The organism is Streptomyces sp. NPDC001507, assembly GCF_042894765.1.
Taxonomy (GTDB): Bacteria; Actinomycetota; Actinomycetes; order Streptomycetales; family Streptomycetaceae; genus Streptomyces.
On the sequence record NZ_JBIAVV010000001.1, the window covers coordinates 141,215 to 162,744 of the forward strand.

Genomic DNA, 21,530 nt, shown 5'->3' on the forward strand with positions numbered 1-21,530 from the left:
CGCCCTCGTACGGACCCTCAGGAAGGCACCACTGTGTCCTCATCTCCCGCTTCCCCTCTGCACCTCGCCGTCGCCCTGGACGGCACCGGCTGGCACCCGGCGTCCTGGCGCGAGCCGGTCGCCCGCCCCCGCGAACTGTTCACCGCCGGCTACTGGGCCGACCTGGTCGCCGAGGCCGAGCGCGGCCTCGTGGACTTCGTCACCATCGAGGACGGCCTCGGCCTGCAGTCCTCGCACTACGGTGAGCTCGACGGCCGCACCGACCAGGTCCGGGGCCGCCTCGACGCCGTCCTGATCGCGTCCCGGATCGCGCCCCTGTCCAGCCACATCGGCCTGGTACCGACGGTGATCGCCACCCACACCGAGCCGTTCCACATCTCCAAGGCGATCGCCACCCTGGACTACGTCAGCACCGGCCGCGCCGGGCTGCGGGTGCAGATATCCGCCCGCCCCAACGAGGCGGACCACTTCGGCCGGCGCGCCTTCCCGCCGATAGACCTGGCCGGACTGCGGTCCCCGGCCGGGCAGGAGCGGCTCACCGAGCACTTCGACGAGGCCGCCGACCACGTCGAGGTGGTGCGCCGGCTCTGGGACAGCTGGGAGGACGACGCCGAGATCCGGGACGCCGCCACCGGCCGCTTCATCGACCGCGACAAGCTGCACTACATCGACTTCGAGGGCCGGCACTTCAGCGTCAAGGGCCCCTCCATCACCCCGCGCCCGCCGCAGGGCCAGCCGCTCGTCACCGCCCTCGGCCACCAGACCGTGCCCTACCGGCTGATCGCCCGCCAGGCCGACGTCGGCTACGTCACCCCGCAGGACGGCGCCGACGCCCGCGCCATCGTCGCCGAGATCCGCGCCGAGCAGGAGGCCGCCGGCCGGGCCGGCGACACCGTGCACGTCTTCGGCGACCTCGTGGTCTTCCTGGACGACGACCGGGCCGCGGCCACCGCCCGCAAGGAGCGCCTCGACGCCCTCGACGGCGGCGAGTACACCAGCGACGCCCGGATCTTCACCGGGACGGCCGCGGAACTCGCCGATCTCCTGGAGGAGTTCGCGGCAGAGGGCCTCACCGGCTTCCGGCTGCGGCCCGCCGTGCTCGGCCACGACCTCCCGCGCATCACCGCGGACCTGGTCCCCGAACTCCAGCGCCGCGGCCGCTTCCGGACCGCCTACGAGGCGGACACCCTGCGCGGCCTGCTCGGGCTCGCCCGCCCCGCCAACCGCTACGCCGCCGCTGCCACCGCCTGAGCCGGAAGGACCCCGCACCGACATGAGCAAGCCGCTGAAGCAGATCCACCTGGCCGCGCACTTCCCCGGCGTCAACAACACCACCGTGTGGAGCGACCCGGCCGCCGGGAGCCACATCGAGTTCAGCTCCTTCACGCACTTCGCGAAGACCGCCGAACGCGCCAGGTTCGACTTCCTGTTCCTCGCCGAGGGCCTGCGGCTCCGCGAACAGGGCGGGAAGATATACGACCTGGACGTCGTCGGCCGCCCCGACACCTTCACCGTCCTCGCCGCGCTGGCCGCCGTCACCGACCACCTCGGGCTGACCGGCACCATCAACTCCACCTTCAACGAGCCCTACGAGGTGGCCCGCCAGTTCGCCAGCCTCGACCACCTCTCCGGCGGCCGGGCCGCCTGGAACGTGGTCACCTCCTGGGACGCCTTCACCGGTGAGAACTTCCGGCGCGGCGGCTTCCTGCCGCAGGACGAGCGCTACTCCCGCGCCAAGGAGTTCCTCGCCACCGCGAACGAGCTCTTCGACTCCTGGCACGGCGACGAGATCCTCGCCGACCAGGCCACCGGCACCTTCCTCAGCGACGCCAGGGCCGGCTCCTTCGTGCACAAGGGCCCGCAGTTCGACATCCACGGCCAGTTCAACGTGCCCCGCTCCCCGCAGGGCCGCCCGGTGATCTTCCAGGCCGGCGAGTCCGACGAGGGCCGCGAGTTCGCCGCCTCCGGTGCCGACGCCATCTTCAGCCGGTACGCCACCCTCGACGCCGGCCAGGCCTTCTACACCGACGTCAAGTCCCGCCTCGCCAAGTACGGCCGGCGCCCCGAGGAACTCCTGATCCTGCCCGCCGCCAGCTTCGTCCTCGGCGACACCGACGCGGAGGCCGAGGAGATCGCCCACCAGGTACGCCGCCAGCAGGTCAGCGGCGCGACCGCCCTCAAGCACCTGGAGTTCGTCTGGAACCGGGACCTGTCGTCGTACGACCCGGAGGGACCGCTGCCCGACGTCGACCCGCTGGTCGGCGAGGAGCACATCTCCCGGGGCCGGGCCCAGGTCAGGATGTACCGCGACCCGCTCGCCATCGCCCGCGAGTGGCGCGAGCTCGCCGAGGCCAACAAGTGGTCCATCCGTGACCTCGTGATCAACACGGGCAACCGGCAGACCTTCGTCGGCTCCCCGGCCACCGTCGCCCGCACCATCAACGACTTCGTGCAGGCCGACGTCTCCGACGGCTTCATCCTGGTCCCGCACATCACCCCCGGCGGACTCGACACCTTCGCCGACACGGTCGTACCGCTCCTCCAGGAGCAGGGCGTCTTCCGCACCGAGTACGAGGGCACCACCCTGCGCGACCACCTCGGCCTCGCCCACCCCGACGACAGGCGGAGTGAGCGGGTGGCGTCGTGAGGTTCCTGGCGATCACCCTGATCGTGCACCGCCCGGATCCGGTCACGGGGAGACAGAAGTCCACCCACGACCGGTTCCGCGAGGTCCTCGACAACGCTGTGCTCGCCGAGGAACTGGGCTTCGACGGCTTCGGGGTGGGGGAGCGGCACGAGCGTCCGTTCATCTCCTCCTCCCCGACGGTCGTGCTCGGCCACGTCGCCGCGCTCACCCGGCGCATCCGGCTGTTCACCGCGGTGACCACGCTGAGCCTGCTGGACCCCGTCCGGGCGTACGAGGACTACGCGACCCTCGACCACCTCTCCGAGGGCCGCCTCGACCTGATCATCGGCAAGGGCAACGGCTCCGCCCAGCGCGAGCTGTTCCACGTCACGCCCGAGGACCAGTGGGACCGCAACGCCGAGAGCTACGAGGTGTTCCGGCAGCTGTGGCGGCAGGACAAGGTGACGGCGAAGACCCGGTTCCGGCCGGAGCTCACGGACGCCGAGGTCTGGCCGCGTCCCTACCAGCGGCCGGTGCGGGTCTGGCACGGCAGTGCCACCAGCAAGGAGTCCGTCGACCTCGCCGCCCGCTACGGCGACCCGCTTTTCTCCGCCAACGTCACCAACCCCATAGAGCCGTATGCCGAGTTGATTCGCCACTACCGGGAACGCTGGGAGCACTACGGCCACGACCCGGCGGACATCGCCGTCGGCGCGGGTACGGCGGGCCTGCTGGTGGCGCCCACCACTCAGCAGGCCCTGGCCGCCTACCGCCCGGTGTTCGAGGCGAACCTGGCCTTCTTCCGCCGGGCCGGGCTGCCGGTCGTCTTCGAGACCCTGGAGGACTTCGTCGAGCGCAGCTCGGCGCTGATCGGCAGTCCGCAGCAGGTCATCGACAAAGTGCACCGCTATTACGAGCAGTTCGGGCACACCGTCCTGCATCTCCACGCCGACGCCGGCGGACTGACGGACACCCAGCACCGCGACTCGCTGGAGCTCTTCCAGTCGGCGGTGGCCCCGGTCCTGCGCAAGGAGATTCCCGACCCGCCCTTCCCCTGGGCACCCGTGCACCCGGCCGCCGAGGAGCCCGCCCATGTCTGACATCCCGCTCGGCGTCCTCGACCTGGTGCCGATACCGAGTGGTGCCACCGCCGCCGAAGCCCTGCGCAACTCCGTCGAACTCGCACAGCGCACCGAGGAGTTCGGCTACGCCCGCTACTGGTTCGCCGAGCACCACCTCAACCCGGGGGTGGCCGGCACCTCCCCCGCGGTCGTCCTGGCACTGACCGCCGCCGCCACCTCCACGATCCGGCTCGGCTCCGGCGCCGTACAACTCGGCCACCGCACCGCCCTGTCCACGGTCGAGGAGTTCGGCCTCCTCGACGCCGTGCACCCGGGCCGCCTCGACCTGGGCCTGGGCCGGTCCGGCGGGCGTCCGCCCGCGGAGCAGGCCGCCGCGCCGACGGCGACCCCGGTGGTCGACGGCAGGGCCCCCAACGGCCTGGTCGTCCCGCCCCGCTTCTCCTTCGCTCATCTCCTGCGCTCGCCCCGGTTCGCACTCCACCGCAAACTGCTCCTGCTCCCGAACGCCGAGTCCCAGGACTACGCAGAACAGATCGACGACATCCTCGCCCTGCTCGCCGGGACCTACCGCACCGAGGACGGCGTCGAGGCCCACATCGTGCCTGGCGAGGGAGCCGACGTGGAGGTGTGGATCCTGGGCAGCAGCGGCGGCGAGAGCGCGCAGGTCGCGGGCGAGCGGGGCCTGCGCTTCGCCGCGAACTACCACGTCAGCCCGGCCACGGTCCTGGAGGCGGTGGACGGCTACCGCGCGCACTTCCAGCCGTCGGACGTCCTCGACAAGCCGTACGTCAGCGTCTCCGCCGACGTCGTGGTCGCCGAGGACGACGCCACCGCCCGCGAACTCGCCACCGGCTACGGGCCCTGGGTCCGCAGCATCCGCACCGCCGAGGGGGCCATCCCCTTCCCCACTCCCGACGAGGCCCGGGCGCACGTCTGGACGGACGAGGACCGGGAACTGGTCCAGGACCGCCTCGACACCCAGTTCGTGGGCAGCCCGCAGCACGTCGCCGACCGCCTGGAACAGCTCCAGGAGGCCACCGGCGCCGACGAGCTGCTCATCACCACCATCACCCACGACCAGGCCGACCGGGTCCGCTCGTACGAACTCCTCGCGGCGGAGTGGCGCCGCCGCTGAGGCTCACACCTGCGCGGCCACCAGCTCGAGGAGCCGGTGGCCGGACGCTCCCGAGAACCACTCGGCGTGGCCGACGTAGTACTCGTACGCCAGCCGGGCGTTCGCCGGTGACCGGGTGACGCCGTGGAAGTAGTCCAGCTCGGACAGGGCGAACTCGGCGTGGACCAGGGGGAGGAGGGCGGGCAGTGCCGCCGACTCGACGGAGGTGAGCGGGCGTACCGACTGGTATCCCCGGAGCAGTTCGACGGCGTGCTGCTCCTGGACCGGGCGGTCGGGGTCCAGCCACTGCACGGTGTTGCGTTCCAGGGCCGTGGCCAGGTCGTGCACGGCGGTGGTGCGGTCGCTCATGCCGAAGTCCAGGACCGTGGCGACCTCGCCGTCCTCGCCCCAGAGGAGGTTGGAGGCGTGCCAGTCGTTGTGGGTCCACAGGGGGTCGAGGCCCGAAAGGTGGGGCGCGAGGCGTTCGTGGAGCGGGAGCAGGACGCGTCGGGTGTCCTCCCGCCAGGGGAAGTCCGCCAACGCCGCTGCCAGCCGCGGTCGTTCGGCCACGTAGGTGTGCAACGCGGGCCACGGGTCCGGGGCCGCGAACACCGTGAAGGAGGCGACCAGCGGCTGCGGTGAGCGGCGGGGCGCGGCGAAGCCCTCCGCCGCCAGGTGCAGCCGGGCCAGCGCCTCGCCGGCCGCCCGGGCGTGGGCCGCGCCGGCGAACGGCGACCAGGACAGCGCGTCCCGGTACAGGTCCGTACCGGTCCCGGCCGAGTGGACCTCGTACGTCCACTCGCCGCGCTCCACCAGGTCCAGGACCTCCACCACGGGTGCCCCGCGCTCCCGCAGACGGCGCAGGAAGGCGTGCTCCTCCGCCAGTCCCCGCGGGGTCCGAACGGTGACGTGGTGGCGTTTCACGAACAGCCGCCGCCCGTCCCGTTCCACGACGGCCGCCGCCGACAGGGGGCGCGGGCTGCGCCACACCACCCGGGCCGGCCCGGTCACGGCCGTGACCTCGGTGTCGGTCAGCGGCGGCCAGTCCGGCTCGACCGGCTCGGTGCCCAGTCCGTGGGCGAGATGTGCACTCATGCCGTGCGCACCGCCGTCGTACCGCGCAGGGAGTCCAGGATCCGGCGTTCCGCCGCCGCGAACTCCGGTGCGGTGAAGTCGTCGGCGCCGCGCGGCCGGGGCAGCGGGACCTCGACGCGGTCCACCACCGTAGCCGGGCGCGGGGACAGGACGTGGACGGTGCCGGCGAGCAGCACCGCCTCCCGGATGTCATGGGTGACCAGGACGACCGTCCAGCGGTGCCGCTGCCACATCCCGGCCAGCCACAGCTGCATCTCCGTGCGGGTCAGCGAGTCCAGCGCGCCGAACGGCTCGTCCAGGAGCAGCACCGGCCGCTCCAGGACCACCGTGCGCAGCAGCGCGGCCCGCTGCCGCATGCCTCCGCTGAGCTGGGCGGGGTACGCCTTCTGGAAGCCGTCGAGGCCGAAGTCGGCGAAGAGCGCGTCGGCCCGGGCCCGCGCCTCCTTCTTCCGCACCCCCTGTGCCTCCAGGCCCAGCGCGGTGTTGTCGAGGACCGTCCGCCAGGGGAACAGCAGGTCCTTCTGCGGCATGTAGGCGACCTTGCCGGACTCCACCCCGGCCGGCTCGCCCTCTACCAGCACCTGCCCGGAGGTGGGCCGGTCGAGGCCGGACACCAGGTTGAACAGGGTGCTCTTGCCGCTGCCGCTGGGGCCGATGACGGCGGCGAACTCGCCCGGTTCCACGGTGAGGTCGAGGTCCCGCAGGACTTCCAGCGAACCGAAGGACTTGCCCACGCCCGCGATGCGCAGACTGCTCATTTCCCGGCCTTCCGCTCCCAGGGCAGCACCAGCCGCTGCAGCAGATATGTGGCCCCGAACAGCGCGATGCTCAGCGCGGCCGTCACCGCGACCGCCGCGAACACCAGGTCGGTCCGGAACGCGCTCTTCTGGGCCTGCATGTAGATCCCGAGGCCGGACTCGGCGCCCGCGTACTCGGCGAACACCGCGCCGACCACGGCGTAGGTGATGCTCACCCGCAACCCGGCGAAGAAGTACGGCATCGCGCTCGGCACCCGCACCAGCCGGAAAGCCCGCCACCGGCCGGCCCCGAGGGAGCGCAGCAGCCGCATCGCCTCCCGGTCGGTCGCCGCGAACCCGGCGGCCAGGTTGGCGGCCAGCGGGAAGAACGTCGTCAGCGTCACCACCAGCATCTTGGGCAGCAGCCCGAAGCCGAACCAGATGATCAGCAGGGGAGCCACGGCCACGATCGGGATCGTCTGCGAGGCGACAAGGAGCGGGTACAGGCCCCGGCGGGCGGCGGCGGAGAAGTCCAGCACCACCGCCACCAGCCAGGCCGCCGCGAACGACAGCGCGAAACCGAGCAGTGTCTCCTGGAGCGTGGGCAGCGTCTGGTCCCACAGGTCCTGGCGGTTCGCCCAGCCCTGCTGCACCACCCGGGCGGGGGAGGGCAGGGTGGTCGGGTCGACCCCGGCCGCCGTCACGTACAACTGCCAGCCGCCGACGACCACGGCGAGCACCAGCAGGGGCGGCCACGACGACCGCAGCACGGACCTCACTTGGTGTCCGGGAGGTAGGCGTTGGTGAAGAACGCCGAGGTGTCCGGCGCCTTGGTGAGCTTCTTGCCGTTCGCGTCGACGAGCAGCCCGGCGCCGTACTCGAAGTCGGCGAAGGCCTTCCAGCGGGCCGCGCTCTGCGTCCCGATCGTGCCGTCGGCGCCCTTGTAGTACTCCTTGGCCAGCAGCTGCGAACTCTCCTTCACCAGCTCGGTGTTGGTGAGCACGCTCTTGTTCGCGGCGATGAGCAGGCCGGCCGCCTGGTCGGGGTTCGCGGCCGCGTAGCGGTAGCCCTTGTCGACGGCGGCCAGGAACTTCCTCGCCACCGCCGGGTTCTTCTTCAGGAACTGGTCGGAGGACGCGATCAGTGTGGAGTAGATCGCCGGGAAGCCGTAGTCGGAGAGCTGGAAGTCCTTGAGCGGCTTGCCGCTGAGCTTCGCCTCCAGGCCCTCCCAGGTCGGCATCGGCATGGCGAAGTCCGCCTTGCCGGCGTACAGCGCCGCGTACGCGGAGGTGTTGAGGGTGACCTGCCTGAAGTCGCCGGTGCCGCCCGCGTTCTTGATCACCTTCTGGAGCAGCGGCTTCTCGTAGGGGGCGCCGAACCCGGCGTACGTCTTGCCGTCGAGGTCCTTGGGTGAGGTGATGTCGGTGCGGTCGGCGCGCACCGAGACGGTCACGTCCGTCTTCTGCGTGACGGCGTAGACGGAGGTGATGTCCTGGCCGGCCGCGCGGGCCGTGGTGACGCCCTCCTGGTAGGAGATGCCGAAGTCGGCCTTGTGGCTCGCTATCAGGGTCTCGGGCGCGGTCGAGCCGTAGGGCACGATCTTCAGGTCGATCCCGGCGTCCTTGAACCAGCCCTTGGCCTGGGCGACGTAGATGCCGGTGTGGTTGGTGTTGGGGGTCCAGTCCAGGGCGAGGGTGACGGTGGTGGTGCCGTCCTTGGCGGCGGCCGTGGAGCCGGCGTCGGCCGAGCAGGCGGTGGTGACGGCGAGCAGTGTCAGGGCGGCGAAAGCCGGCAGCGCGGTGCGGCGGAGCATGGTGGAGGGTCCTTCGTACGGGGGAGGGGAGCCGGGCGGCGGTGCGGAGCGGTCAGGCCCGACACAGCGCGCTGTCCGTCCGCTTGAAGTCGACGGCGAGCCGCCGGGTGAGCAGGGTCATGCGGTCACGTCCAGCAGGCTGTTGGTGAACGACCGGTCCCAGCCGTGGTCGTGGGCGATGGCGCCGTTCTCGGCGAGCCAGTGCGCGTAGGGCCCCATCCGGCCCTCGTCGATCACACCCCAACGGCCCCGCGGGTCCGTCCAGGTCGGGGCGATCAGGGTAAGGGAGCGGGCGATGAGCGGGCGCGGGAAGTAGGGGATCACCCGCTCAAGCATCTCCAGCGTGGCGTCGGGATCCCCGGCGGCGGTGCCGTATCCGCGGGCCGTCACGGTCAGGAAGTCCCGTACCAGGGACGGCTGTTCGTCGCGCAGCCGCTCGCTCGTGCCCAGCAGGTAGCTGTGGTAGCGGGGCGCGCCTATCTCGTCGACCGGCCAGGTCAGCCTGCTGTGCTCGGGCAGGTCGCCGCGCAGGGCGTCCCAGGACCAGTAGTTGCCGAAGGTCGCGTCCGCTTCGCCGGCCTCGATGTCGTCCACAGTGAGTTCGCGGGAGCCCGCGTCGACGGTGATCACCGCGTCCGGGTCGCCGCCGTCCGCCGCCACCAGATGGCGGACCATGGCCCGCCCGCGCGGGGTCGGGTTGTAGGCGAGGCGGCGGCCCGCCAGGTCGCGGGGGCGGGTGATGCCGGTCGAGGTGGTGGTCTGGATCGCTTCCAGCCCGCGGTGGTTGATCGCGGCGACCGCGACCAGCGGCTGGCCAAGTGCCGCCCGCCGGGCGAGCAGCCGGTTCGGCGGGAAGATCCCGAAGTCCACCTCGCCCCGGGCCAGGTACTCCAGCGTGTCCCCGCGCCCCGGATCCTGCACCACCAGCTCGACGTCCAGACCGGCCGCCTCGTACCAGCGACGGGCGCGGGCGACGTATAGACCGGCAGAATTGGGCCACGGATGGAAATAGTCGAGCATGACCCGTATGTGCGGCATGGGAGTACTCCGAAGGCGGTGTGCGCGAGCGCGCGGGGATGAGCGGGGTGAAGGAGCCGAGGAGGGTCGCGGTCAGCGGGACCGGCGACAGCACGTGCGACGACAACAGGAGCGGACAGCGTGGTGGGACACCATGGGCTGCGGCTCGACTGCTGTGGACACGTGGACTCCTACGCGGGGCGCAAAGCGCTGTTGGTGCGGTCGGCGTCCCCATGGGGACCGTGTCCGCGAGTGCGGCGCACGGATCCCAGACGCCCTCTCAGCCCGGTCGGGGAGGGGCTCCCGCGTAGATGGCCGAAACCATAACCGCAGCTCCCGCCTGCTGTGCAAGCCAGGTCCGAAATGTGGGATGGGTGCGCCCGTCTTGTGAGACGCCCAGGTCGCGGGCGTACGATCGCCCGCCATGACCACCCTGCTGCCCGGCCCCCTGGTCGACCACACCTGGCTCGCGACCCACCTGGACGACCCCCGGCTGGTCGTCCTCGACGCCACCGCGCTGCTGCCCTCGCCCTGCCACGACGGCGACCACCGCTCGGCGTCCGGCCGCGCGGGCTGGGCCGAGCGCCACATTCCCGGCTCCCGCCACGCCGACCTCACCGGGGACCTTTCCGACCCCGCCGCGCCGTACCACTTCGCCGTCCCGGCGCCGGACGCGCTCGCCGCCGCCCTGGCCCGGCTCGGCGTGGGGGAGGGGACCGAGGTCGTCGTCTACGACACCGGAGGCGGCATCTGGGCCGCCCGGGTGTGGTGGATGCTGCGCGCGATCTCGGTACCGGCCGCGGTGCTGGACGGCGGGCTGGCGGCGTGGGAGTCGGCGGGGCGGCCGGTGGCCGCGGGGGACCGCGTCGCCGAGCCGGCCGTCGTGCCGGTGACGCCGGTGCCGCGGCCGGAGCTGTGGTCGGGGATCGAGGAGGTGGCGGCGATCGGCCGGGGGGAGCGGCCCGGGGTGCTGGTCTGTGCGCTGCCCGCCGGGGGGTACGCCGGGTCCGTGCCGGGCCGGTACAGCCGGCGGGGGCACATACCGGGGAGCGTCAGCCTGCCCGGACGAGAGCTGCTGGACGATGCGGGGCGGGTGCTGGCGGTGAGTGAACTCGCCGAGAAGGCACGGGCATTGGGGGATGCCTCGCCCGTCGTCCTCTACTGCGGTGGGGGGATCTCGGCGGCGGGGGCGGCGCTCGCGCTCACGCTGCTGGGCCGTCAGGACGTGTCCGTGTACGACGGTTCACTCGAGGAATGGTCCAAGGACCCCGCGCGGCCGCTGGAGCTGGGCGGATAAGGGGCGGGGTGGGTGCGGTGCGCTGCTGGGTGCGGGTGCGTGGGGGTTGATCGCGCAGTTCCCCGCGCCCCTGGTGGGATGCCCTGAGGTTGGATCCCACGCACCGGTGCTGCCGCGCGGACGTCTCCCTCCCCCGAAGGTGGCGTCCGCGCGGCCGCTTCCCCCGGCGCCGGACAGTGGTCCGACCTCCGCGTCGCGGTCCGTGCTCTCACCAGCACATGACCGCTGTCTCCCCCGACCCCCACGTGGAATGGAGACGGACGCGGACGGCATAGCGGCGGCCCTTGACGAGCCTGACCGTGATCCTCGTGTTGTGCGGGGTGCCTCCGTCGTCGTGGCCGGCGAGGTAGCGCGGTTCCCCGTCGCGCTCCTCGAAGACCACGACGACGGAGTCGCTCTCCCCGAAGGTGCCCACGCGGTAGACGCGGGTCTCCGGCGGCTCCACGGCGAAATCGGCCTGTCCGCCGGGTCCCAGGCTGAGCGGCACCGAGCGGAACGGCACCAGCTCGGCCGGCGGCCCGGCCGGCGGGTACCAGCGGAGCACGAACTCCTTGTCGGCCGGGGACAGCGACCCCGGCGGGTACAGGCCGTTGTGGTACTGCTCCGGCTCCAGGACCAGCCCCGGGCCGAAGGGGAACTGCATCACGGACTGCGGGTCCCACACCGAACCGTTGGCCTCGGACGGATCCAGCGTGCGCAGGATGTTGAAGTGGGTCCGGTCCCGGCTCCAGTGGTTCGGCGGTCCGGCCAGGTCGGCGTAGACCGCCTCGTCGTCCCAGTGGACGCCCGCGAACGGGCTCTGGTGCTCGTGCCGCATCCCGAGCGCGTGCCCGATCTCGTGCAGCGCCGTCCAGCGCCCGCCGGGCTCGGTCAGGTCCCAGCCCAGGTTCATGGTGCGCTCGCCCGCCCCCACCGAGAGCGCGTCCCGGCCCACCGCCGACCAGGACCCGTCCCCCGGCTGGAAGCCGATCCGCAGCTCCGCCTCGCACCGGTCGAAGACCTCGGCGAACGTCACCCCGATGCCGAGGCCCTGCCACTCCCGGAAGCACTCGCGCACCACGTCCCGCTGCTCCTCCGCACCCGCCCACGGCACCCGGCGGGTCTCCCCGGTCCCCGGGACCGGGATCACCGAGGCGTCCGTGTCGGCGTCGAAGAAGTAGTAGTGCAGCACCGTCCCGTTGACCCACATCCGCCGCCCGCCGACGAGCGCGCCGAGCCGCTCGGCGGCCAGTCCCGGCGCGAACGCCGGAGCAGGCTGCTGCGTCAGCGAGCAGTAGCGTCGGGTCATGCGCCCAGACTGCCGTTCGACCCGGCCGCACGCCTGAGTCGGAAGCTACTCAAGTCCCCCTGTATCAGAGCTGAGTAACGCGGCTCATACTCACGTGACGACTTACGGACGGGATGCGCGAACCCTCGAACTCCCCTGGCCCTTCACCGGCCGGGAGGACGAACTGGAGCTGGTCAGGCGGGCGTCGGTGGCCGGCCGGCAGGGTGTCGTGGTGACCGGCCCGGCCGGCATCGGCAAGACCCGGCTGATCACCGAGGCCGTCCGCGGCACCGACTGCGTCCGGGTGACCGGCACCCCCGAGACCGGCGCCCTCCCGTTCGCCGCGTTCGCGCACCTGCTCTCCGACCGCGTCTCACTGCCCGGCGCGGTCCGGCACCTGTCCGGGGTACGGCTCCTGGTCGTCGACGACGCCCACCTCCTCGACGAGGCCTCGGCCGCCCTCGTCCACCAGCTCGCCGCGCACGGCCGCACCCGCCTCGTGGTGGCCGCCACCGGCACGGCACCCGTCCCCGGCGCGGTCTCCCGGCTGTGGACCGGAGAACTCCTCACCCACCTCGCCCTGGCGCCGCTGCCGTACGACGAGACGGCCGCGCTGCTCGAAGGCGACGGCCTGGAACCGCTCACCGTGCGCCGCCTGCACCGGGTCTGCCGGGGCGACCTCAGGCTGCTGCGCGACCTGGTCGGCGCACTGCGCGAGTCCGGCCCGCTGACCCGGGTCCCGGAAACCGGCGAACGGGCCTGGCGCGGCCCGCTGCCCCGCACCGCGGCCGTACGGGACCGGATCGCCACCCTGCTGGACGGGAGGGGGCCCGGCGAGTGCGACGCCCTCGAACGCCTGGCCTTCGCCGAGCCGTTGCCGCTCCACCTCGACGACGCCCCGGACCTGGCCGCCCTCGAACGGCTGGAGACCGACGGCCTCGTCCACGTCGACGACCGGGGCGCCGTCCGCCTCGCCCACCCCCTGCACGGCCCGGCGCTGCGTGCCTCGGCAGGCCGGCTGCGGACCCGCCGGCTGGCCCGCACCCCCGAGCAGTGCGAGCCCGCCCTGAAGGCCGAACAGGAGCAACTGGAAGAGCGCATCGAGCAATTGGACGTACGGGAGGTGCCGGCCCCGGTGGGGGAGTGGCTGGCGGCGGGAGACCTGCCCGTACCGCCCGGGTACGCGGCCGTGCGTGCCCGGTACTCGTGGCTTCGGGGGGAGCTGCGAGAGGCGGCGGCGTGGGCGAGGGAGGGACTGCGGGCGGCGCCGGGCGACGCCGCCTGCCGTACCGAACTCGCCCGTGCCGCCGCCGAACGGGGGGAGGGCGCCGTAGTGCGCGGGGACGGGGGTCTCGCGCACTACGGCGCCGTACGGCTCGGGGACCCCGAGGGGGCCGCGGCGGCCGCGGCGCGGCTGGACGGCGTGCTCGGCCGGCACGCGGAGGCGGTGGCCCGCGGCGCCGGGCCCGCCCTGGACCGGGCGGCCGAGGCGCTGGCGGCCCGTGGTCTGCTGCTGTTCGCGGCCGAGGCCCACGCCCAGGCGGTCCGCGCCCACCGCGACCCGCGTGCCGCCCGGATGTCCCGCACCCGCGCCCTCGCTCTCGCCCGCCGCTGCCAGGGCGCCCGCACCCCGGCCCTGTCCGGCCTGGTGCTCGGCGAACTCACCGCCCGCCAGCGGCAGATCGTCACCCTCGCCGCCGCGGGTCTCAGCAACCGGCAGATCGCCGAGCAACTGACCCTTTCCGTACGGACGGTGGGCAACCACCTCTACAGCGCCTACACCCGCCTCGGCGCGAACGACCGCGCGGCACTGCCGTGGCTGGTGGACCAGCCGGACCGGCAGTCGGCCTAGCTCCCGTCCGCGGCGGCTCAGGCCGCCCCGAACGCGGCGAACGCCCACCCGGTGGCCTGGTGGAGGGCGTCGCCCGGCAGGGCGGCCCGGGCGTCGCGCAGCGCCTCCGCCAGCGACAGCCCAGCACCCAGCCCCTTGTGCAGGGCCAGCATCAGCGGAACCACGGCCGCGTCGTTCACCGGTGCGCTGCTCGCCACCACTCCGGCCGTGCCCAACGGCAGCAACGCCGTGACCAGACCGAGGAGTTCGTCGGCGCCGACCGAAGCGAGACGGGCCGTGTCGCAACTGGAGAGGATGATCCGGTAGGGGCTGCGGGCGAGGCGTTCGAAGTCGTGCACGATCAGCGGGCCGTCCACCATCCGCAGCGAGGAGAACAGCGGGCTGTCCGCGCGGAACGTGCCGTGCGCCGCGATGTGGGCGAGTGCCGCACCGTCCAACTCCTCCAGGACCCGCGGGACTTGCGCCTCGTCGTGCTCCAGGACCCGCGCCGCCGCGTACCGGCCCGCCACTTCGGGCACCTCCGCGCCGCCGGTCGCCAGACCCGGCCCCCGGACCAGCACATGACGGCCGCCCGGCGGCGGCTCGGTCTCCCGGGCCCGCAGCCAGCTCGACGCCGACGGAGACACGCTGAGCACCCGCTCCCGCAGGGAAGGCAGCAGGGCCCACGGCACCCGGTGCAGCGCGCCCGGCGGGACGATCACCACCGGGCCGGAGCCGAGGTGGTCCGCCGCCGCGCCGAGGAGCAGCTCCTCCAGCCGATTCCCGGCGGCCTCCACCACCGGCAGCCGCCCCTCCGCACCCGGGTGCGCGAGCCGTCGCAGCCCCGCCTGGACGTGCTCCGCCTCGGCGACCGCCTCCGCCAGCAGACCGCCCGCGAAGCGCCGCACCCGGCCCTGCCCGCACAGCAGGACGTGCACCCGCCCGTCCAGGACGGCGAGTTCGACCAGCCGGGCGTCGCCGAGCCGCTCCAGCAGCCGGGCCGGTTCGAAACGGTCGCCGCCGCCGGGGGCGTCGCCCCGGGTGTGGTGGGTGCGGGCGCGGATCTCCCGTTCCAGACGCCGCTGTTCCCGCTCCAGGGCGGGCACCGGACGGCGCTCCCGGCGGGCCTCCTCCGCGCGGGACGCGATCTCCCGGAACGCGGTCAGCGACGCGAGCAGAGCAGGGTCGGCCGGCGGCCGGGTCGGCGGCGTCGACAGCACGGTGGCCCGCCAGCGCTCGCTCCACTCCAGGAGCCGGCGCGGGCCGCCGTGCGCGAGGCTCGCCTGCTGGGCCAGCGCCGCCAGCTCGGCGCCCTGCGCGGTGGCCCGGGCCCGCAACTCCGAGGCGCCCAGGGTCATCCGGTGGTCGTCCAGGACGTCGAGGCCACGCCGGCACGCCTCCAGGACGCCACGGCCCGAACCGGCCGCCCGCGCCCGGAGCGCCTGTGCCGCCCACCCGGTCATCCGGGCCAGCGGCGGCCCGACGTGCCGGCTGCGCGCGGCCACCGCCAGATGCCGCTCCGCGTCCGCCTTCCAGCCCAGCGCCAGCGCGATCCGTCCGGCGAGCAGCGAGGCCTCCGGCGCGGCCGGCGCACCGAAGGACGCCAGCCGGTCGGCGACCGCCGCCGTGTCCTGCACCAGCCGCCCCGACGCGGCCCCGCCCGCCACCCGCGCCTCGATCAGCACCAGCCGGGCATGCGTCTCCCACCAGCTCCGCCGCTGCCCCGAGAAGAGCCGTACGGCGACCGCGGCACGGGCGACGGCGGTCTGTGCGTCCCCGGTCGACAGCGCCGACCGGGCGGCGGTCAGCAGCAGTTCGGCCTTGCGGGTGGACTGCCCGCCGATCCGGTCCAGGGTTGCGATCGCCGCGTCCGCCTCGGCCAGCGCCTCCGGGGCGAGACCGGCCGCCATCAGCACCTCGCAGCGCGCGATGTACAGCATGAACGAGGGTGTGCCCAGCTCGTCGTACCGCTCCTTGGCCTCGGCCAGGAGCCGCAGTGCCGCCGGGATGTCGCCGGAGCGGTACGCGGCCAGGCCCCGGTTCTCCACGGCGACGGCCTTGTCGTGCTCCTGGCCCGTCGTCTCCCACAGCAGCTCCGCCGCCGTGAAGTCCGCGTCGGCCCGCTCCACCGCGCCCATCGCCAGATGCACCGTGGCCCGCACGCTCAGCGCCCGCGCGGTCCAGATGACGTCGCCGGCCTGCCGCAGCACCGGTATCGCCCGCCGCAGGTCCTCCAGGGACTCCTTGTGCCGGCCCAGCACCCACCCGGCGAACGCCCGCCGGTACAGCACCCTCGCCCGGGTGTGCCCGTTGCCCCGGGCCACCCCGCGGTCCAGCACGGCCAGCCCCTGCCGCGTACGGCCCGCGTGCACCAGGGCGACCCCGAGGGTGCCGAGGACGTCCGCCTCCCGCTCCGCCGAGTCCGCGCGCGCCGCCCAGTCCCGGGCCCGCCGCAGATGGTCGAGGGCCAGCGCCAGGTCCCCGAAGTCCCGCTGCCAGATGCCGATGACCTGGTGCGCGACGGACGCGTCCAGCGGCGACGGGTCGGCCCGCAGGACGCCCTCCGCCCGCGCCAGGGCCTCGCCCGGGGCGGCGAACACCATCGGCAGGAGTTCCGTAACCGAATCGCTTCCCGCACTCACCCCTCGGATGTTAGTGGCCTGGGCATACATGCCCCACAGGTTTGACGCTGTATCAAGCGGCGGTCTCGCGAGTCTGACTGAAGAACGCCGTTTCTGGGGGAGGAGACAGGCCATGGCACCGCAGCGATTCCATGAGCAGTTCGAGCAGATCCAGCGCTCCATGCCGGACGTTCCACTGGCGATGGGGCCCGACGACGCGGCCGAGTTCCTGTACGAGAAGGGGGTGGTCCTCGCCCGCGACGGCGAGGAGGCCCGGGTCGTCGAGGACACCGTGCGCGCCCACTTCACCGCCACCGCCGGCCTCGTCGCCGACCACGTGGGCAGGACCGGACCGGAGACCAACCGCACCGGGGTCACCCGCATCCGGGTCGGCGACCCGAACCACCGCGACCGCACCGCCGACCCCGCCGTCGGCCACGCGCTGCGCGCCCTGCGGGAGGCCGAGGGCCGCGCCGGCCGCCGCCTGGTCAGCCGCAACCACGTGGTGTCCACCACCCCGAACGCCAACTCCTGCAACCCCTGCGAACCGCTCCCCGCCCTGCTCACCCAGGCCCCCAACCCGGCGCCGGTGCAGGGCGGTTACGACCCGGACACGGCCGTCAGCGTCCTGGTGATGGACACCGGCCTGGTGCACGACTACCGCACCTACCCGCTCCTCGCCCGCGTCCAGGGCGACCCGCAGCTCAACGAGACCGACGCCGACGGCATCCTCCAGCAGTACGTCGGCCACGGCACGTTCATCGCCGGACTAGTCGCCGCCCTCGCCCCGAACACCGACATCACCGTCACCAACACCCTCAACGACGCGGGCGCCATCCTGGAGTCCGAGTTCGGCGCCAGGCTCTTCGAGGCGATCGACCAGCACGGCTGGCCCGACATCATCAGCCTCTCCGCCGGCACCCCGAACGGCAGCGCCGACGGACTGCTCGCCGTCGAGGCCTTCATGGACGCCCTGCGCGACCAGTCCACCCTGCTCGTCGCCGCCGCCGGCAACAACGGCAGCGCCAGCCGCTTCTGGCCCGCCGCCTGCGCCGACCTGTCCGGCTACGAGGACACGGTCCTCTCGGTCGGCGCGCTGCGCAGCGACGGCGAGTACGGCGCCTGCTTCACCAACCACGGCGGCTGGGTCAAGGTCTACGCCCCCGGCGAGCAGCTCATCGGCGCCATGGCCGGCTTCGACGCGCCCGTGCCGTACGTGTACCAGCACACCACCTACGACGCCTGCCGGTTCGGCTTCACCTACGCCTGCACCTGCCAGTACCCGCGCCACACCGGCGTGTTGACCGACACCGGGACGACCGGCCCCGGCAAACCGGACCAAGTGATGTTCGAAGGGTTCGCACAGTGGAGTGGAACATCGTTCGCCACCCCCATCGTGGCCGGCCTCGTCGCCGACCTGATGACCACGCTGAAGGAGTCCGACCCGCGCGCGGCGCGTGCGCAACTCCTGCAGAACATCACGGAGTACGCGGAGGTGCGCGGGGCCCAGGTACCGGCGCTCCGCCCGGCCGGCTGGCAGCCGGTGCCGGTCGTGATGCCGGCTGCCACGGCCTGAGTTCCGGAACACTCCCCTCCACGGCGTACCATGACTTGCCGTACACGAGGGGTGGGACCGTGGACCGAGCAGAGGTCGGCGCGCTGGTCCGGGCCGCCGTCGACGGCGACGCGGCGGCCTGGAAGGCGCTCGTGGAGGGGCTGAGCCCCCTGGTGTGGTCCGTGGTGCGCGCGCACCGGCTCTCCGACGCCGACGGGCACGAGGTGTACCAGACCGTGTGGTTCCGGTTCGCCCAGCACCTGGGCCGCATCCGCGAGCCCGACAAGGCGGGTTCCTGGCTGGCCAGCACGGCGCGCAACGAGTGCCTGAAGGTGATCCGCGGCCTGACCCGGCTGCTGCCGACCGACGATCCGCAGGTCCTGGACCGGGTCAGCGAGGACCGTACGCCCGAACAGTCCCTGATCGACGCGGAGGACGAGGCGGACGAGGCCGAGCGGATCCGTCTGCTGTGGCAGGAGTTCGAGGAACTAGGCGACCGCTGCAGGCAGTTGCTGCGGGTCCTGATGGCCTCACCGCCGCCCAGCTATGTCGAGGTGTCCGTCGCGCTGGGCATCGCCGTGGGCAGCATCGGCCCGCTGCGCCAGCGCTGTCTGCGCCGGCTGCGGGCCCGGCTCGACGCGAGGGGTGCGGCGTGAGCGACGACGAGTTCCCGGCGGACGAGGCCCTCGACGAGGTCACGGGAGACGCCGGCTTCGACGCGGACCTCCTGGAGGAGGAGCTGCGCGGCGCGGCCGCCGTCCTCGACCCGCTCCCGGCCGAGCTGCTCCAACTGGCCATGGACGCCTACCTGCTGCACGACCTGGATGCCCGGGTCGCCGAGCTGACCTTCGACTCGCTGGTCGACGCGATCCCGGTCAGGGGTGTCGAGGACCCGCCCCGCATGCTGACCTTCCAGGCGGGCGAGCTGACCGTTGACGTCGAGGTCACCGAGGACGGGCTGCTCGGCCAGCTGCTGCCCCCGCAGTCCGCGCGCATCGAGGTGCTCGGCGGTCCGGCGGCGGCGCATCCGCTCACGGTCGACGCCATGGGCCGCTTCGCCCACGACACCCCGCCCACCGGCCCGTTCGCACTCCGGCTGCGCACCGGCGGGGACGTGATCGTGACGGAGTGGCTGCGGGCGTGACGCGTCACCAGGTGACAGGCAGCGTCCGCGGCCCGCGGATCATCGTCCTGCGCCGCCACTCCACGCCCTCGGCCGGCACCGCGAGCCGCAGCTCCGGCAGCCGGTCGAGGAGGGTGTCGACCAGCAGTTCGGCCTGCAGCCGGGCCAGGACCGCGCCCGTGCAGTAGTGCGTGCCGTGGCCGAAGGCGAGGTGGGGGTTGGGATCTCGGTCCGGCAGGATGCGGTCCGGGTCCGGGAAGACGGCCGGGTCCCGGTTGCCGGCGAGGTAGGAGACGTAGACCGGATCGCCCGCCGGGATCCGGGTGCCGTCGCTCAGTTCGACGTCCTCCAGGGCGATCCGGGCGAGCCCGACCGTGCTGCGGTGCGGGATCCAGCGCAGCAGTTCGTCGAGGACCGGTCCGCGCTCCGCGGGGCGCTCCCGCATCCGCGCCGTCAGTTCCGGCCGGGTCAGCATCAGGAACAGCATCTGCCCGCAGTTGTGGGTGACCGCCTCGCCGCCGATCTGCAGCGGGCCGGCCAGTCCCACGGCCTCCTCCTCGCCGATCTCGCCCCGGGCCACGGCGGCCCCGAGCAGCGAGTACACGTCCTCGCCCGTGTTGCCGGCCCGCGCGCGCACCGTCTCGGTGATCCATCCGTACAGCCGCTGCTTGGCCGTCTCGGCGGCCTCGGCGCCGCCCGAGGTGGAGATGATCTGCCGGGTCCAGGCGTGCACCTGTTCCCGGTCCGCCTCCGGCACTCCCATCACCTCGCTGACCACGGTGATCGGGAACGGCTCCAGCACCCGCTCGACGAGATCGGCGGGCGGCCCGTCCCGCAGGACCCCGTCGACCAGTGCGTCGAGGATGCCCTGCGCGCGGGGTCGCAGCCGCTTCATCGCGGCGACCGTGAAGGCGCCGGCGAGCGGCTTGCGCAGCCGGTTGTGGTCGGGCTGGTCGGCCCAGGCGAGCGAGCCGGGACGGGGGTTGAAGTGCGGGGCCAGCCGGGTCACCTGGCGCCGGGTGACCTCGGCGCGGCTGAACCGCGGGTCGTTGGTGACGGTCCTGACGTCCGCGTAGCGGGTCACGAGCCACGCCCAGCCCTCGCCCTGGGGCAGCCGGATCCGGGTCACCGGCCCTTGCCTCATCAGGTCCGCGAGGACCGGGTCGAAGTCCGTCCCCGCCAGTTCGAGCGCGGGCCAGTCCCGCACCGGCGGCGCGGCCTCGCACCCGGGCGGGAGCGGCCCCGCCGTCGCGGGCTCGGCCGGCTCCGTGGTCGAGGTGGGCTCGGTGCTCTCCGTGGTCATGTCTCCACGGTCGTACGGCCCGCACCCCTGTGTCCTGCCGGAGTGCTCCAGCCGGAGGGCCGGCGTCCGGCGGCGTCCACGAGGGCGGCGAGGGCTGCTGCGAGCCGGTCGGCTCCCGGGCCCGCCTTCCCGCCGGGCTCGGTCATGTAGAGGTCGCGCCGGATCTCGACCATCAGCGCGGCGACCCGCGCGTCCGTGCCGTAGAACTCCAGCGGTACGTAGGTCCCGGCGAACGGGCTGTCCAGCCCCGTCTCCCCGCATTCCGCGAAGGCCTCGCGGGCCGCCTCCGTCAGCTCGGCCGGCGTGTGGAAGGCGTCCGTGCCCAGGCACACCGGTGGCCGCGGCCCGGCACCGTGCAGCTCGTAGGGCAGCGATCGGCTCGGATAGGAGTGCACGTCGACGATCACGGCCCGCCCGGTCGCGGCCAGCCGCCCGGCGACGGCCTCCGTCATCGCCCGGGCGTACGGCCGGAAGTACCGCTCGACCAGCGGCCGGGGGTCGTACGGCTCCTCCCGGAGCACGCCCCGGTGCGTGGTCCGCGTGTACACGGCCCCCATCCCGGCGGCGAGCATCTCCTCCCGCTCGTCCGGGAACCGTTCCGGATCCACCACCAGCCGCGACAGCCGGTTGACGAACCGCCAGGGGGGCACCGCGGCCAGTCCGGCCGCGGCCGCCGCGATCTCGGCCGTGTGCGCGTCCGTGATGTGGTCCAGCTCCCGCTCCAGGGCGGCGTCGTCGAGCACGATGCCCGCCCGGACACCGGCCGGTACCGCTCGCGCGGAGTGCGGCACGTGAAGGATCACGGGCGACTCGTCGGCGCCGGGCAGGAGGGTGTACGAGGGCTGGGACACGGGCGGCTCCGGGTGCGTTTGTCCGGGGTGGCGTGCGGGACGGGACCACGGTGTCACATCGACGGGCCGGCGCCGTCGGCGCGGGCGTTCCGGCGGGGGGGGGCCGGGCGGGGGGGGGCCCCCCCCCCCCCGGGGGGGGGGGGGGGGGTGTTGGGCGCGCGGCCCCACGAAAAGAACCCCCCCAAAGCGGAAGAAAAA

The 21,530-nt window shown here is 73.5% G+C and carries 18 protein-coding genes; 9 read left to right on the plus strand and 9 right to left on the minus strand.

What is annotated here, in order from left to right; translation table 11 throughout:
* Positions 1 to 33 precede the first annotated feature (33 nt).
* Genes ACFY0K_RS00740 through ACFY0K_RS00755 form a run of 4 tightly spaced genes read left to right on the plus strand, consistent with a single transcriptional unit; the run spans position 34 to position 4,843 of the window.
* Positions 34 to 1,251 (plus strand): LLM class flavin-dependent oxidoreductase, encoded by a 1,218-nt coding sequence (locus ACFY0K_RS00740; RefSeq protein WP_390637939.1) that lies wholly within the window; start codon positions 34 to 36, stop codon positions 1,249 to 1,251.
* A gap of 22 nt (positions 1,252 to 1,273) precedes the next feature.
* The gene (locus ACFY0K_RS00745; RefSeq protein ID WP_390637940.1) at positions 1,274 to 2,647 is read left to right on the plus strand and encodes an NtaA/DmoA family FMN-dependent monooxygenase; all 1,374 of its coding nucleotides are present in this window, start codon (positions 1,274 to 1,276) and stop codon (positions 2,645 to 2,647) included.
* Entirely contained in the window at positions 2,644 to 3,726 is a 1,083-nt protein-coding gene (locus ACFY0K_RS00750; protein WP_390637941.1) for an LLM class flavin-dependent oxidoreductase, read from the plus strand. Before ACFY0K_RS00745 ends, ACFY0K_RS00750 begins: the two co-directional genes overlap by 4 nt.
* Positions 3,719 to 4,843, plus strand: coding sequence for an MsnO8 family LLM class oxidoreductase (locus ACFY0K_RS00755; protein WP_390637942.1), 1,125 nt, complete (start codon positions 3,719 to 3,721; stop codon positions 4,841 to 4,843). The genes ACFY0K_RS00750 and ACFY0K_RS00755 overlap by 8 nt, the downstream gene beginning before the upstream one ends.
* A 3-nt stretch (positions 4,844 to 4,846) precedes the next feature.
* Here ACFY0K_RS00755 and ACFY0K_RS00760 read toward each other — a convergent pair whose 3' ends face one another.
* From ACFY0K_RS00760 to ACFY0K_RS00780, 5 genes are all read right to left on the minus strand, one after another.
* Positions 4,847 to 5,917 (minus strand): phosphotransferase enzyme family protein, encoded by a 1,071-nt coding sequence (locus ACFY0K_RS00760; RefSeq protein ID WP_390637943.1) that lies wholly within the window; start codon positions 5,915 to 5,917, stop codon positions 4,847 to 4,849.
* Positions 5,914 to 6,675, minus strand: coding sequence for an ABC transporter ATP-binding protein (locus ACFY0K_RS00765; RefSeq protein WP_390637944.1), 762 nt, complete (start codon positions 6,673 to 6,675; stop codon positions 5,914 to 5,916). Before ACFY0K_RS00765 ends, ACFY0K_RS00760 begins: the two co-directional genes overlap by 4 nt.
* Positions 6,672 to 7,424: an ABC transporter permease gene (locus ACFY0K_RS00770; RefSeq protein ID WP_382724877.1), complete on the minus strand. Its 753-nt coding sequence runs from the start codon at positions 7,422 to 7,424 to the stop codon at positions 6,672 to 6,674. Before ACFY0K_RS00770 ends, ACFY0K_RS00765 begins: the two co-directional genes overlap by 4 nt.
* A gap of 5 nt (positions 7,425 to 7,429) precedes the next feature.
* Positions 7,430 to 8,467: an ABC transporter substrate-binding protein gene (locus tag ACFY0K_RS00775; RefSeq protein ID WP_390637945.1), complete on the minus strand. Its 1,038-nt coding sequence runs from the start codon at positions 8,465 to 8,467 to the stop codon at positions 7,430 to 7,432.
* A 117-nt stretch (positions 8,468 to 8,584) separates the two neighbouring features.
* The gene (locus ACFY0K_RS00780; protein WP_390637946.1) at positions 8,585 to 9,487 is read right to left on the minus strand and encodes an ABC transporter substrate-binding protein; all 903 of its coding nucleotides are present in this window, start codon (positions 9,485 to 9,487) and stop codon (positions 8,585 to 8,587) included.
* 421 nt (positions 9,488 to 9,908) lie between these two features.
* On the opposite strand from ACFY0K_RS00780, the gene ACFY0K_RS00785 reads away from it, so the two are divergent.
* Positions 9,909 to 10,781 carry a sulfurtransferase gene (locus ACFY0K_RS00785; RefSeq protein WP_390637947.1) on the plus strand — a complete coding sequence of 291 codons (873 nt, stop codon included), beginning with the start codon at positions 9,909 to 9,911 and terminating at the stop codon, positions 10,779 to 10,781.
* A 208-nt stretch (positions 10,782 to 10,989) separates the two neighbouring features.
* Here ACFY0K_RS00785 and ACFY0K_RS00790 read toward each other — a convergent pair whose 3' ends face one another.
* Complete coding sequence (locus ACFY0K_RS00790; RefSeq protein ID WP_390637948.1) at positions 10,990 to 12,069, minus strand: M12 family metallopeptidase; 1,080 nt, start codon at positions 12,067 to 12,069, stop codon at positions 10,990 to 10,992.
* A 94-nt stretch (positions 12,070 to 12,163) separates the two neighbouring features.
* On the opposite strand from ACFY0K_RS00790, the gene ACFY0K_RS00795 reads away from it, so the two are divergent.
* On the plus strand, positions 12,164 to 13,900 hold the full coding sequence (locus ACFY0K_RS00795; RefSeq protein WP_390637949.1) for a LuxR C-terminal-related transcriptional regulator: 1,737 nt from the start codon (positions 12,164 to 12,166) through the stop codon (positions 13,898 to 13,900).
* Positions 13,901 to 13,917: 17 nt separating this feature from the next.
* Here the strand turns inward: ACFY0K_RS00795 and ACFY0K_RS00800 are convergent, their stop codons facing one another.
* The gene (locus tag ACFY0K_RS00800) at positions 13,918 to 16,521 is read right to left on the minus strand and encodes a CHAT domain-containing protein (protein WP_390637950.1); all 2,604 of its coding nucleotides are present in this window, start codon (positions 16,519 to 16,521) and stop codon (positions 13,918 to 13,920) included.
* Between the two features lie 112 nt (positions 16,522 to 16,633).
* Between ACFY0K_RS00800 and ACFY0K_RS00805 the strand changes: the two genes are divergently transcribed.
* Genes ACFY0K_RS00805 through ACFY0K_RS00815 form a run of 3 tightly spaced genes read left to right on the plus strand, consistent with a single transcriptional unit; the run spans position 16,634 to position 19,199 of the window.
* Positions 16,634 to 18,076, plus strand: a complete 1,443-nt coding sequence (locus ACFY0K_RS00805; protein ID WP_390637951.1) for a S8/S53 family peptidase — start codon at positions 16,634 to 16,636, stop codon at positions 18,074 to 18,076.
* A gap of 35 nt (positions 18,077 to 18,111) precedes the next feature.
* Positions 18,112 to 18,711, plus strand: coding sequence for an RNA polymerase sigma factor (locus ACFY0K_RS00810; protein WP_390637952.1), 600 nt, complete (start codon positions 18,112 to 18,114; stop codon positions 18,709 to 18,711).
* A complete protein-coding gene (locus ACFY0K_RS00815; RefSeq protein WP_390637953.1) occupies positions 18,708 to 19,199 on the plus strand; it encodes a hypothetical protein in 492 nt (163 codons plus the stop codon). The genes ACFY0K_RS00810 and ACFY0K_RS00815 overlap by 4 nt, the downstream gene beginning before the upstream one ends.
* A 4-nt stretch (positions 19,200 to 19,203) precedes the next feature.
* On the opposite strand, the gene ACFY0K_RS00820 is transcribed toward ACFY0K_RS00815, so the two are convergent.
* Both ACFY0K_RS00820 and ACFY0K_RS00825 read right to left on the minus strand, forming a co-directional pair.
* Positions 19,204 to 20,481: a cytochrome P450 gene (locus ACFY0K_RS00820; protein WP_390637954.1), complete on the minus strand. Its 1,278-nt coding sequence runs from the start codon at positions 20,479 to 20,481 to the stop codon at positions 19,204 to 19,206.
* Positions 20,478 to 21,332 (minus strand): N-formylglutamate amidohydrolase, encoded by an 855-nt coding sequence (locus tag ACFY0K_RS00825; RefSeq protein ID WP_390637955.1) that lies wholly within the window; start codon positions 21,330 to 21,332, stop codon positions 20,478 to 20,480. Before ACFY0K_RS00825 ends, ACFY0K_RS00820 begins: the two co-directional genes overlap by 4 nt.
* Positions 21,333 to 21,530 lie beyond the last annotated feature (198 nt).

What these genes read in the sequence shown, in the direction of transcription:
- ACFY0K_RS00755 (WP_390637942.1), top strand. Translation starts at nt 3,719, where the DNA reads ATGTCTGACATCCCGCTCGGCGTCCTCGACCTGGTGCCGATACCGAGT.
- ACFY0K_RS00820 (WP_390637954.1), bottom strand. Translation starts at nt 20,481, where the DNA reads ATGACCACGGAGAGCACCGAGCCCACCTCGACCACGGAGCCGGCCGAG.
- ACFY0K_RS00775 (WP_390637945.1), bottom strand. Translation starts at nt 8,467, where the DNA reads ATGCTCCGCCGCACCGCGCTGCCGGCTTTCGCCGCCCTGACACTGCTC.
- ACFY0K_RS00790 (WP_390637948.1), bottom strand. Translation starts at nt 12,069, where the DNA reads ATGACCCGACGCTACTGCTCGCTGACGCAGCAGCCTGCTCCGGCGTTC.
- ACFY0K_RS00745 (WP_390637940.1), top strand. Translation starts at nt 1,274, where the DNA reads ATGAGCAAGCCGCTGAAGCAGATCCACCTGGCCGCGCACTTCCCCGGC.
- ACFY0K_RS00765 (WP_390637944.1), bottom strand. Translation starts at nt 6,675, where the DNA reads ATGAGCAGTCTGCGCATCGCGGGCGTGGGCAAGTCCTTCGGTTCGCTG.
- ACFY0K_RS00785 (WP_390637947.1), top strand. Translation starts at nt 9,909, where the DNA reads ATGACCACCCTGCTGCCCGGCCCCCTGGTCGACCACACCTGGCTCGCG.
- ACFY0K_RS00780 (WP_390637946.1), bottom strand. Translation starts at nt 9,487, where the DNA reads ATGCTCGACTATTTCCATCCGTGGCCCAATTCTGCCGGTCTATACGTC.
- ACFY0K_RS00760 (WP_390637943.1), bottom strand. Translation starts at nt 5,917, where the DNA reads ATGAGTGCACATCTCGCCCACGGACTGGGCACCGAGCCGGTCGAGCCG.
- ACFY0K_RS00805 (WP_390637951.1), top strand. Translation starts at nt 16,634, where the DNA reads ATGGCACCGCAGCGATTCCATGAGCAGTTCGAGCAGATCCAGCGCTCC.